Origin of the sequence: Arthrobacter sp. H14, assembly GCF_000520495.1 — a bacterium.
Taxonomy (GTDB): Bacteria; Actinomycetota; Actinomycetes; order Actinomycetales; family Micrococcaceae; genus Arthrobacter_C.
This window is the reverse complement of the sequence record NZ_KI914655.1, coordinates 61,295-72,991: the sequence shown is the minus strand read 5'-3', so window position 1 is coordinate 72,991 and position 11,697 is coordinate 61,295. Positions and strand designations below refer to the sequence as shown.

General features: G+C 61.8%; 10 protein-coding genes and 1 pseudogene. 5 read left to right on the top strand and 6 right to left on the bottom strand.

All coding sequences use genetic code 11. From position 1 onward, the window contains the following. A pseudogene (locus Y707_RS25555) lies at window positions 1-860 on the top strand (polyprenyl synthetase family protein); the annotation flags it as partial. 15 nt (window positions 861-875) lie between these two features. Here the strand turns inward: Y707_RS25555 and Y707_RS0112145 are convergent. Continuing rightward, window positions 876-1,208: an Rv2175c family DNA-binding protein gene (locus Y707_RS0112145; RefSeq protein ID WP_442853294.1), complete on the bottom strand. Its 333-nt coding sequence runs from the start codon at window positions 1,206-1,208 to the stop codon at window positions 876-878. 248 nt (window positions 1,209-1,456) lie between these two features. Between Y707_RS0112145 and Y707_RS0112140 the strand changes: the two genes are divergently transcribed. Both Y707_RS0112140 and Y707_RS0112135 read left to right on the top strand, forming a co-directional pair. After that, on the top strand, window positions 1,457-3,085 hold the full coding sequence (locus Y707_RS0112140) for a LysM peptidoglycan-binding domain-containing protein (RefSeq protein ID WP_026535294.1): 1,629 nt from the start codon (window positions 1,457-1,459) through the stop codon (window positions 3,083-3,085). Between the two features lie 90 nt (window positions 3,086-3,175). Then, window positions 3,176-5,320, top strand: a complete 2,145-nt coding sequence (locus Y707_RS0112135) for a Stk1 family PASTA domain-containing Ser/Thr kinase (RefSeq protein WP_026535293.1) — start codon at window positions 3,176-3,178, stop codon at window positions 5,318-5,320. Between the two features lie 51 nt (window positions 5,321-5,371). On the opposite strand, the gene Y707_RS0112130 is transcribed toward Y707_RS0112135, so the two are convergent. Beyond that, on the bottom strand, window positions 5,372-6,748 hold the full coding sequence (locus Y707_RS0112130; RefSeq protein WP_051441942.1) for a class II 3-deoxy-7-phosphoheptulonate synthase: 1,377 nt from the start codon (window positions 6,746-6,748) through the stop codon (window positions 5,372-5,374). A gap of 106 nt (window positions 6,749-6,854) precedes the next feature. Further along, window positions 6,855-7,805 (bottom strand): lysophospholipid acyltransferase family protein, encoded by a 951-nt coding sequence (locus tag Y707_RS25550; protein ID WP_081744825.1) that lies wholly within the window; start codon window positions 7,803-7,805, stop codon window positions 6,855-6,857. A gap of 145 nt (window positions 7,806-7,950) precedes the next feature. Here Y707_RS25550 and Y707_RS0112120 point away from each other — a divergent pair, with 145 nt between their 5' ends. Together Y707_RS0112120 and Y707_RS25545 are read left to right on the top strand one after the other, a co-directional pair. Beyond that, the gene (locus tag Y707_RS0112120) at window positions 7,951-8,715 is read left to right on the top strand and encodes an alpha/beta hydrolase (RefSeq protein ID WP_026535291.1); all 765 of its coding nucleotides are present in this window, start codon (window positions 7,951-7,953) and stop codon (window positions 8,713-8,715) included. Beyond that, on the top strand, window positions 8,712-9,341 hold the full coding sequence (locus tag Y707_RS25545; RefSeq protein ID WP_051441930.1) for a hypothetical protein: 630 nt from the start codon (window positions 8,712-8,714) through the stop codon (window positions 9,339-9,341). The genes Y707_RS0112120 and Y707_RS25545 overlap by 4 nt, the downstream gene beginning before the upstream one ends. Here Y707_RS25545 and Y707_RS25540 read toward each other — a convergent pair. The 3 genes from Y707_RS25540 to Y707_RS29830 form a co-directional block, all read right to left on the bottom strand. Then, the gene (locus tag Y707_RS25540) at window positions 9,338-10,654 is read right to left on the bottom strand and encodes a sensor histidine kinase (RefSeq protein WP_051441929.1); all 1,317 of its coding nucleotides are present in this window, start codon (window positions 10,652-10,654) and stop codon (window positions 9,338-9,340) included. The two genes, Y707_RS25545 and Y707_RS25540, sit on opposite strands and share 4 nt — an antisense overlap. A gap of 37 nt (window positions 10,655-10,691) precedes the next feature. Continuing rightward, a complete protein-coding gene (gene lepB / locus Y707_RS0112105) occupies window positions 10,692-11,228 on the bottom strand; it encodes a signal peptidase I (protein WP_081744824.1) in 537 nt (178 codons plus the stop codon). Window positions 11,229-11,238: 10 nt separating this feature from the next. Beyond that, a partial coding sequence (locus tag Y707_RS29830; RefSeq protein WP_155852950.1) for a multicopper oxidase domain-containing protein occupies window positions 11,239-11,697 on the bottom strand: 459 nt, incomplete at its 5' end.

Genomic DNA, 11,697 nt, shown 5'->3' with positions numbered 1-11,697 from the left:
CGTCGGCCGGTGCGGCACTGGAACTGTTCCAGTCGGCCGCACTGATCCATGACGACATCATTGATAACTCAGATACCCGCAGGGGCAGGCCAAGCGTCCACCGGCGCTTCGGATCGCTGCACCGCGAGCGAGGGTGGGCACTCGATCCCGAGCCGTTTGGCCGGGCGGCAGCGATCCTGACCGGCGACTTATGCCTGTCCTTCAGTGAGGAGTTATTCTCCTCAATCGGGGGCGCCGCCGGGCACAACGGGCCGGCCCGGAAGGTGTTTAACCGGATGCGTGCCGAAGTCATGGCCGGACAGTATCTCGACGTGCTGGAGGAAGTGGCGGGGCCGGGGAAGGACCGGGGCGACGCCGTCGGGCGGGCACGCGCAATCATCCGTTACAAGTCCGCCAAGTACTCCACAGAGCATCCCTTGATGCTCGGTGGTGCATTGGCGGGTGCCGGCGAGGACCTGCTCGGCCAATATTCCAGGTTCGCGCTACCGCTCGGAGAGGCGTTTCAACTCCGCGACGACGTACTGGGTGTCTTCGGCGACCCATCAGCTACCGGGAAACCGGCCGGCGACGACCTTCGGGAGGGCAAGCGGACCGTCCTGACGGGTCATGTGCTCAGCCTTGCGTCCGAAAGCGATGCAGCTGTACTCGAGCAGAAGCTTGGAGACCCGGAGCTGGATGAATCAGATGTGGCCCGTTTGCGGCAGATCATCGACGGCTGCGGTGCCCTTGCAGCCACGGAGGACCTCATCCGGGGGTTATCGGACCAGGCCTTTGCCGCCTTGGCGGAACTCTCCGTGGACGCGCCTACGAGGCAGGCGTTGACCGCTCTTGCCGAGGCGGCCGTCCAACGGTCCTCGTAGCTTCTGCGTAGGCCCTTACCAGGCCAGAGCCTGCGCCCTGCGCCTGATCTCGGTCTTGCGTCCCTCACGCAGCGCATCGATGGGACGGCCGGGCAACGAGTCGTCAGGGGTAAAGAGCCACCTCAGCATTTCCTCATCCTCATACCCGGCATCTCCCAATACGATGATGGTTCCTTTGAGGCTTTCGAGCACATGCCCGTCGATCAGGAACCCGGCCGGTATGCTCCGGATATTGCGCTCACCGATACGCACGGCAATCAGGGCGCCCTCCTCCACCAGGCTGTGCACCTTGTTTATCGGCAGGTCCAGCTGCTCGCTCACATCGGGAAGCGTCAGCCAGTCGGTTATCAGGTTTTGAAGTTCGTTCACGCGTTAAGACTGCCACGCTGCAGGTCCTGCTTCATAGCCGGCCCCGAAGACTCGCCGAAAGTCATATTGTTGCCAGTCAAAATTACGCCCTTGTGCTATGGCGAATATAGTGTAGATTCTCAATAGTCACATCCGAAACATATGCACCAATTGCAACATTCACCGCATCCATCATGAGGGCAATGCCTGACGGTGCCGCAAACACAGACCAGACGAGGAACCCATAGATGAGTCCCCAGCGCCAGTCGACGCCCATTTCACGCCCAAAGGCTGCCCCTGGTGGTACGCGGCGGAGCACGAAACTCAGCGCCGCAGTCTCAACCGCTGCCATTCCCGCCGTTGTGCTTTCCTCCCTCGCCCTCGCTCAACCGGCGCAAGCCGCTCCTGCCCTGAGCGCACCACGGGTATTGCCGCAGGCCCTCACCCACTCTGTTGCCGCCGTCGGGCCAGTCACCAGCAGTGTGGTGCCTTCTTCCATGGTGGCTGTGAACCTGCCATCGGTTTTGGTACCGACGAAGCGGAGTGCATCCAAGAGCCATACGGTGCAGGCAGGCGAGACTGTCAGCAGCATCGCGCGGCAGTACGGCCTCAGCACCCACGCTCTATTGCAGCTCAATAATCTGCGCGCTGACACTGTCATTTACCCGGGAGATAAGGTCCGGCTCGGTGGAAAGGCCAGGGCCACGCAGGGACAGAGTGCAGGAACATCGCAGAGCCGGAATGTGGCCAGCTCAAGCCGCTCCAGCGCCTCAACCTACACCGTCAAATCCGGCGATACGATCGGTGCGATAGCCCGCCGGCACGGCGTCAGCACCCAGAGCGTGCTCAACGCGAACGGACTCAACATGCGGTCTGTCATTTATCCAGGGCAGAAGCTGAAGTTGTCCGGCGGTTCGTCCGCACCTGCTCCACAGCAGCAGAGCCAGGAACCGAGGAACGTCAAGAAGCAAAAACCGGCGAACACCTCCGCAAGTTCCTATACGGTCAGATCGGGCGATACCATCAGCGCCATCGCCCGCCGGCACGGCGTCAGCACCCAGCATGTCCTCGAACTGAATGGACTCAGCATCCGCTCGGTCATCTATCCGGGACAGAAAATCAAAGTCTCGGGCAGCCGGGTGGCCCCTCAGTCGAACGAGCCCAACGTCATCCAGAAGCCGAAGGCCCCGTCCAAGCAGAAGAATTCATCCGGCAGCTACACGGTGAAATCCGGAGACACATTGGGCGCCATTGCCTCCCGGCACGGCGTCGCACTCAGCGCCCTCCTGCAGGCGAACAACATGAGGCTGAACAGCGTCATTTACCCGGGTAATAAGCTGGCCATTCCCGGTGGCTCCTCTCCTGCCGGCGACAGCCCCGCTCCGGAAAATCTGGTGCCCAACACCTTCCTGCATTACACCTATCCCAAGCACGTGGTCGCCAAGGCGAACGTCAACCTGGCTGCCCTGCTGAAAGCCCCGGCTCCTTCAGCGGCACAGATCCAGGAGATCATAGTCCAGACCGCACGGAGCATGGGTGTCCCGCCGTCGCTCGCCTTGGCTCACGCCTACCAGGAATCCGGCTTCAATCACCGTTCGGTCTCACCGGCGAACGCCATTGGAACCATGCAGGTGATTCCGTCCTCGGGAGAGTGGGCCTCGCAGCTGGTCGGCCGGCAACTGAACCTGCTGGACCCCCATGACAACATCACTGCCGGCGTCGCCATCATTGGTGCTTTGCTGCGTACCAGCGATTCCCGGGACAAGGCCATCGGCTCCTACTACCAGGGGCAGTGGTCCGTTCATGAGAAAGGCTTTTACGACGACACCAAGCGGTACGTAAAGTCCGTGAAGGCGCTCGAGAAGAAGTTCCGCTAGCCACGGCCCTCGCAAGTCAGCGAGGGAGCGAATGGGCCCGGATCGAGTGTTGATTCGGGCCCTTTCCATCGGAACATCTAGGATCGAAGGGTGCAGGAACGGGTAACTGACTCTTTGGTGGGCGCTGTGGTGGACCAGCGCTACTTTGTGCAGTCCCGATTGGCGCGCGGAGGCATGTCCACCGTCTACCTGGCCACAGACCAGCGGCTGGAACGGAACGTGGCGCTGAAGGTCATGCACGCCCACTTGGCCGAAGACGGAAGCTTCCTGCACCGCTTCAGCCAGGAAGCCAAGGCCGCGGCCCGGTTATCGCATCCGCACGTGGTGGGTGTCCTGGACCAGGGCAGGGACGGCCAGTTGGTGTATCTGGTGATGGAATACGTTCCCGGCCACACGCTCCGCGCCGTAATAGACGACAAGGCACCATTGACGCCGCGGCTGGCCCTCGCCCTGCTCGACCCGGTGCTTGAAGGTCTCGCGGCCGCACATGAAGCCGGACTCGTCCACCGGGACGTCAAGCCCGAGAACGTACTAATCGCCGAAGACAGCCGCATCAAGATCGGCGACTTCGGCCTCGCCCGGGCAGTGTCGACAAGCACCAATACCGGAACGCTCATCGGAACGGTGGCCTATATTGCCCCGGAGCTCGTGACCGGCGGCGCTGCCGATCCGCGCAGTGACATCTATTCCGTAGGCATCGTGCTCTACGAAATGCTGACCGGACATCATCCGTATACCGGCGAAATTCCGATCCAGGTCGCCTTCCAGCACGTTAATTCCGAGGTGCCGGCTCCCTCGGGGGAACTGCCTGGCCTGGCAGAGGATCTGGACGAATTGGTCCAGTGGTGCACCGCTGCTGACCCTGACGAGCGGCCGATCGACGGAAATGCGCTGCTGGGTGAGTTGCGGCATATCAGGACCACCTTGTCCGATGCCGAACTCGATTACCATGCTGAGCGGCCGGCGTCGGGCACGGAGTCCCCTGCCTCCTCCGGGGCTGACGACGGCAGGACAACAGTCATTCCGCGGCAGGATCCCGGGACGCACACAGAGACAACGGTCATGCCGGGCGCGCTCCGGCCGGATATGCACTCCGCCGGGCAACGGAACGATCCCAGTCACACCCAAGTCATTAACCCCAAGCTGCACCCGACGACGGTGATCTCCCGGCATGGATCGTCCACCGGGGAGGCTGGCCCCCGCCAGCAGCAGGACCATGAGTCCGACGCCGGGTCGGCGATCTCCGCCAGGGCGGAACGCCGTCAGGACAAACGCCGGCAGAAGACTCTCGACAAACAGCGGGCCAAGGCCGCCCAGCAGCCGGAGCAGAGCCTGCGCCGCGGCAATCCCCGCCGGCGCGCCCTGCTCTGGATTATTGTGCTGGTCGTTGTCTCACTGCTGGCCAGTGCCGCAGCCTGGTTTCTGGCCGTCGGCCCCGGTGCCCTGACAACGGTTCCCCGGGTGACAGAGAAGACCGTCGCCGAGGCGCAGCACGTGTTGACCCAACGCGGCTTGGAATCGACCGTCACAGACATACATCATGAACGGATTTCCGCCGGTCTGGTCGTCCGCGCCCAACCGGAAGCCAGCGCGGAAATCCGGAAGTTCGAGGACGTTACGCTGTTCGTCTCAATGGGCCCGGAACTCTTCGCCATTCCCGATGTCACCGGACAGAATCTGGAAGACGCGACGGCAACGCTCCAGGATGCCCGGATGTCGGTCGGAAATGTCACCGAAGAATTCCATGAGCAGGAACCAGCCGGTACCGTACTCTCGCAAAGCATCACCGCAGGGGAAGAGCGCCGCCGGAATACGCCCGTCGACCTGACCGTGTCCAAAGGACCGCAACCTATCGATGTTCCCCCCGTGCTGGGCGGGACCCAGGATGCGGCGACGAGCACACTGACGGCGGCCGGTCTGGACCCGGTCATCGCCGACGAAACTGTTTTCCACCCCAGCATTCCAGCGGGATCAGTCGTTTCCCAGGAGCCGGCGGCAGGACAGCTCTTCCGCGGCGACCCAGTGACCCTGACGATGTCCAAGGGACCCGAAATGGTCGAGGTGCCGAACTTCATTGGCGACCAGATCGAGGACGCCGTACAGGAGCTCGAAGAGCTTGGCTTCGAGGTGGAAGTCAACAATATCCTGGGCGGCTTCTTCGGAACCGTACGGGACCAGGACCCCGTGGACCAGTCCGTTCCCAAAGGATCAGTAGTTACCCTGACCGTGGTCTAAACCGACGTCGTGACCGCGTTGGAACCGGGGAGGCTCCGGCCGCCGTCGTTGCTAGCTCTTGCTGAGGGCTCCGGCGACCAGGAAGGCCATTTCCAGTGACTGCATGTGATTCAGGCGCGGATCGCACACCGATTCATAGCGGGACACGAAGGCATCTTGATCGATAGGATCCGCTCCCCCGAGACACTCCGCGACGTCGTCGCCGGTCATCTCGATATGCAGCCCGCCGGGGAATGTTCCAAGCGCGTTATGCACTTCGAAGAACCCGCGCACTTCGTCGACGACGTCGTCGAAATTGCGGGTCTTGTACCCATTGGGAGAGGTGACGGTATTACCGTGCATCGGGTCGCATACCCAGAGCACCTGGGCGCCGGAGTCAGTAACCTTCTGCACCAGCTGCGGGAGCTTCTCCCGGATGGCGCCTGCACCCATACGGGTGATGAAGGTAAGCCGGCCGGGTTCGCGGTTCGGGTCGAGCTTCTCGATCAGCCGCAGTGCATCGTCGCCCGTGGTTTTCGGTCCGAGCTTGACCCCAATCGGGTTCCGGACCTTGGACAGGAAGTCGACATGGGCGCCTTCAAGATCGCGGGTCCGTTCGCCAATCCACAGGAAGTGTCCGGAGGTGTCGTACGGAGTTCCGGTACGGGAATCGATGCGTGTCAACGCCCGCTCGTAGTCGAGCAGCAGCGCCTCATGGCTGGCGAAGAATTCGACCCGTTTGAGTGCCTCGAAATCCGAACCGCATGCCTCCATGAATTTCATCGCCCGGTCAATCTCCCGTGCCAGCGATTCATACCGCGAGTGCGCCGGGTTGGCCATGAAGCCCTTGTTCCAGTGGTGCACCAGGCGCAAGTCGGCGAAGCCGCCCTGCGTGAAGGCGCGGATGAGATTCAGCGTCGACGCGGACGTGTGGTAAGCCTTGACCAGCCGTGATGCGTCATGCCCGCGGGATTCATCGGTGAATTCGAAGCCATTGACCATGTCACCCCGGTAGGCGGGCAGCGTCACGCCGTCGCGGGTTTCATCATTGGACGAACGCGGCTTGGCAAACTGCCCGGCCATCCTGCCCATCTTGATGACGGGCAGCGAGGCTCCGTAGGTCAGCACCACCGCCATTTGCAGTATGGTCCGGACGCGTGCACTGATCCGGTCGGCCGTTGCCGCCTCGAAGGTTTCGGCGCAGTCGCCGCCCTGCAGCAGGAAGGCCTTTCCCTGTGCCGCTGCGGCGAGGCGTTCACGGAGAACATCGACTTCGCCGGCAAAAACCAGTGGCGGCAAAGTCGACAATTCCGAAATGGAGGATTGATAGACCGCTTCGTCACGCCACTGCGGCTGCTGGGATATCGGCAGTCCACGCCAGGCGTCGAGCTCAGGATAGTCCGCAGTCGTGGGCACGGGGGAAGGACTGGTCGGCAGGGGTGAGCTTATGCGGGTTGTTTCAGTCACCTATCCAGCCTAATGCTTTCCGACGTCGATGGGCGCCTTGGTGGCGTAATGCCCACGCTAAGGCGTCACAATCACAGAGCGGTACGCCTCAACCCGCCGCGGACTGGTTGTCCTGGCCTTCGTCGAAGCCGGGCGCCGACTCTGATTGGCGCTCATTGGCTGGATCCGCACCGGATGGAGACCCGTCCGCGCGTTGCAACGGGGCATCACCGCCCGCTGGTTTAGCATCGGAACCGGTCACCGGCTCCCCCTCGACTGCGCCGCCGATGCTGGTAACCGTGCCGGGTTTCTTTGTCCCGGGAGGAGCGGCCCGTACCGCGGCCGCCTTCCGGGCGTCTTCCTGCTTCTTAACGCTCTTGCGTGTGGCCAATCGTTCCTTCACCGTGCTGGCGTAGGCATCCACATACTCCTGGCCTGACAGGCGCATCAGTTCATACATGATTTCGTCAGCGACGGACCGCTGAACGAACCTGTCATTTTCCAGGCCCTTATAGCGGCTGAAATCAATGGGTTCGCCGATGATGATCCCCAGACGCCGGATGTTCGGGATTTTCCGTCCGATCGGCTGGACCTTGTCGGTGCCTATCATCGCCACAGGTATAACCGGAACCCCCGTCGCCAACGCCAGCTTTGCAATTCCGGTTTTGCCCCGGTAAAGCCGGCCGTCGGGGCTGCGCGTACCCTCGGGATAGATCCCCAGCAGGCCGCCCTTCTTCAACACATCAATACCGGCGTCCAACGATGTCGCCGACGCGGCGCCACCGGAGCGGTCCATGGGCAGTTGGTTGGTCAGCCTGAAGAAGGCAGCCGTCAGCTTCCCCTTCAGACCCTTGCCGGTGAAGTATTCGGACTTTGCGAGGAACACCACCGGACGGGAGACGGATACCGGAAGGAAGACCGAGTCCGAAAAAGACAAATGATTACTTGCCAGAATGGCCGGCCCATCTTCCGGAATGTTCTCCATCCCCTTGACCCAAGGCCGGAACAGCATTTTGAGCAAGGGACCGATAAAGATCCGCTTCATCACCCAATAGAACACGCTGTAACCTCTCCTGACCGGTTCCGCAAGCCTTTTTGCCTGACGATTTTCCAGTGGTTTCTGCCACATTACCCTAGGCCTTTTGCCCCCCGACGTCACCGTACGGCGCAGTGAGATTCCACGCGATCAGTGACACCATGGATACATGACAGTTCTCGCGGGCGCCGAGGCCTTCTCCAGTGAAGGCCGTGGTGAAAACGCACGGATCGGGATTGCCCTCAGCCATGGTTTCACCGGTTCGCCTGCCAGCATGCTCGATTGGGCACGCAGTCTTGCCGCGGCGGGGTATGCCGTCACTCTACCGCTCCTGCCCGGTCATGGAACCAGCTGGGAGGAGCTTGCCGCCAGCCGCTGGCAGGACTGGTACGGCACATTCGAAGCGGAATATCTGCGGCTTGGCACCAGGACGGACCACACCTTCGTCGCCGGATTGTCCATGGGAGGAACGCTGGCTTTGCGGATCGCAGCCCACCATCCGGTGACCGGCGTCGTCGTCGTCAATCCCGGGCTGACTTTCAGTGATCCGCTCGCCCGGTTCACCGGCATCCTCAGGTACATCCGCCAGACCGTTCCCGCTATCGGTGATGACATCAAAAAGCCCGGTGTTACGGAAGGGGCCTATCCGATGACGCCGGTCGCCGCCGTGCATCAGCTGCGGTTGCTGTTCCGCGACACCCTGAACTGTCTCGATAAAGTCCAGGCGCCGACACTCGTCTTCCAGTCCACCGTGGACCGGATAGTTCCGCCGAGCAGCGTGGCGAAGATCCAAAATCGGATTGGCAGCGGGGAACTGGAGATCGTGCCACTGCACAACAGCTATCATGTTGCAACGATGGATAACGATGCCGGGTTTATTTTCGACCGGACCGGTGACTTCATCCAACAGCATTCGGCAGGAACCCGGCGATGAACAATTCTGAGCACGACCCCTACGACCCGGACCAGGACAACGATCCGGTCCCGGATGACGCTGCGGTCTCCGGCGGCGACAACACCGGAGACCGGCGGAACGAATCCGCGGGCCAGCCGTCCGATGATGAGGTCTGGCGGGATCTGGTGTCCCGTTTGGAGCAGACCGACAGCGAACCGGATCCGGCACAGAACCAGAACCAGGACCAGAGGGACGGTCAGGGGCAGCGGCAAGACAAAGGCCAACCGGGCACGGATAGTGAATCCGCTCCGGCCCCCGATCCCGTCCTCGGGCATCCCCGGTCAACAGCCCCTCAACCGCGGAGAATGGACAGGGAGCATCTTGGCGGCCCCCGTGACTACACCCCTGAAGAGGAAGAGGATGACAGCTTCGTCCCGGAGGATCCGCCGTCGCCGCTGGCCGGGACCGAACCGCTGGTGGTTCTCGCCTGGTGCGGCGCCATTGGCGGGCCGCTGGTCCTGCTGCTGTCGGCGTTCTTCTGGCGGTCCATGCCGATGCTTGCGGTTGTTTGTATCATTGCCGCGTTCCTCGCCTCTGTCGTGTTCCTGCTGATGAGGCTGCCTTCGGAACGCAGTGATGATAACGACGACGGTGCCGTCGTCTAGCAGCGCCGCTCCACCGACGGCAGGCAGACGATGAGGCAGGTGCCGGTTCCTGTGCCGGAGCTGACTTCGAGGGATCCGCCAACGGCCGAGACGGTTGAACGTATGATTTTCAACCCCATGGCGTCCTTGCCCGCGCACGCCTCCGGGTCGAACCCGGAGCCGTCGTCCCGGATCAGCAGTTCAGTACGGTTGGCATACCCCCGCAGCGACACTTCGACCGTTCTCGCGTTGGCGTGTTCGGCCACATTAGCGAGAGTTTCCCGGGCGACCCTGTAGAGCAACGCGGACTGCTCGGCCTCCAGATTGAGGTTCTTTTCCAGATTGAGGATCACGGCGATACCCTGCTCCGTCAGTTTTTCCGCCAGCCGGGACAGGGCTGTCTGCAGTCCCGCCTCCCTCAAGTCCGATGGGTCCAAATTGCCGGTCATCGCCACGAGCGTCCGGATGTCATTCTGCAAAATGGAGCGGGCCCGGTTGAACAATGGACTCTGTTCGGAGGAGCCCCGCATCTCCTCGGATTCCATTGCGTAAGAAAGACCCGCCAAATCCTGGATGATTTCGCCGTGCAGGTCCCGTCCGATCCGCTGCCGTTCCATTTCCGAAGCGTCAATGGCCCGTTCGAGCAGCTGCCGCTTTCTGGCCTGGTCCGACTGGACCCTCCGGGCCAAGCGTATCGCCGGAACCAGCTGGGCCAACTGCAACGCCGCCAGGGCCAGTACGGATGCGGGGGCAACGCCGAGCAGAACTGCCAACTGCATCTCCCGGACGTCCTCGTCGTCATAATATGCTTCAAAAATCAGGGGTTGTCCGTTTGCTGCTGCCAGCTGGACATAGACCTCCACCAGCTCGCCGGCTTCGGCTTCGTATTCGTTTTCGAGCTGGTTTTGGACACCCAGCGTGGCGATTCCCAAGCCTCCAGCGCTGAAGTTCCCTACGGCGTCCGCGAATTCAAACTGCTGGCCGATGAGGGGCGCAACATCCGAATAGATAATCCGTCCGTCGGCATTCCAGATCTTAAACCTGAGCACTGATCCCTCTTCGAGCCAGGGCTGCAGGCGTTCATCCAGCTCTTGCAGAGCCGCCGGGTCTCCGGCCAGAACTTCGTCAGTCACTAAAGGAGCGACGGCGTTGGTCGCCAACCGCTGAGTCGATCCCACCACCCGGTTCAGTGCATGGTCCTCCGAGACTGCGTGAATCCAGAAGGCAACCGGGGTCGCAATCAGGACAAGTGCCGCCAGCCCCATAAGGAGGAAGCGCTTGACGGCAAACCGGATTTCAGAACGATCCGATGCGTCGAGGGTGATCGATGCCATGTCAGCATCGTGACGTCGTAACCATGGGAAAACCCTGTCATTTGAACGAGGGGTTAAACGACCAGACAACAACACCCTCTATGCTGTCCAATGGCAATGGGCCGAAGTCCCGGGAGTCGATGGACTGTTCACGGTTGTCCCCCATGACGAAGACAGTCCCGGGAGGGACCTCCGTCAAGGGATAGAACGTTCCGTCGATGGTTGAGTGATCCACAAACGGCTCGCGCACCGGAATCGAATCCACGTACAGCAAGGCATCACGGACCTCGATTTGCTGGCCGGCTTCGGCCACCACGCGTTTAATCACCGGTGTCTCATCCGCTGGTGATGGAAACACCACCAGGTCCCCCAGCTGCGCGTCGGACCTGGCCTGCTCGGTTTTCAGCACGAAGGCGATGCTTCCGGGAGCGAGGGTCGGTTCCATACTGTCCAAGTCCACGCCGACCGGTTCAATCACCCACAGCCTGAGAGCGAAAAGCCCGGCCAGGACGGCAATAACGACGACGGTCAGTACCGTCTTCCGCCTCCGCCGGCGGGGAACGGCGGGGGCAGAAGACGGTGCCGTTTGAACCATGGCCATTTTTCTAGTCCGGTTCTGTGTCGAGGTGTGCCGGGTCAGCCAGCATGGGATCGCAGTCGATGGTGTCGTCGGCGATAGGGCCTACCCGGAACTGGAACATCATGGAGTGGTCCTCGTGCGGGAGGTTATGGCAGTGCACCATGTATCGGCCCTTGTGCGGACCGAATTTCATCAGCACCCGGACGGTTTCGTTCTCACCGACGTAGACGACGTCCTTGGGACCGCGTTCGTAGGGGAAGGGCGCTCTTCCGTCGCGGCTGAGGATCTTGAAGTCGATGAGGTGGATGTGCATCGGGTGGAACCAGCCACCGGATTTGTTCTCAAACTCCCAGATCTCCGTCGCCCCCAACTTCGGGTTGGCGCTGACCATCTTGAAGTTGCTGGCAATGATGTCTTCCCAAGTGACGCCATTTACGGTCCAGGGCTCAACTTCTCCGCCGCGCTGGACCCGGAAATGGCGGGG

What these genes read in the sequence shown, in the direction of transcription:
- Y707_RS0112140 (WP_026535294.1), top strand. Translation starts at nt 1,457, where the DNA reads ATGAGTCCCCAGCGCCAGTCGACGCCCATTTCACGCCCAAAGGCTGCC.
- Y707_RS0112120 (WP_026535291.1), top strand. Translation starts at nt 7,951, where the DNA reads ATGACAGTTCTCGCGGGCGCCGAGGCCTTCTCCAGTGAAGGCCGTGGT.
- Y707_RS25545 (WP_051441930.1), top strand. Translation starts at nt 8,712, where the DNA reads ATGAACAATTCTGAGCACGACCCCTACGACCCGGACCAGGACAACGAT.
- Y707_RS25540 (WP_051441929.1), bottom strand. Translation starts at nt 10,654, where the DNA reads ATGGCATCGATCACCCTCGACGCATCGGATCGTTCTGAAATCCGGTTT.
- lepB (WP_081744824.1), bottom strand. Translation starts at nt 11,228, where the DNA reads ATGGTTCAAACGGCACCGTCTTCTGCCCCCGCCGTTCCCCGCCGGCGG.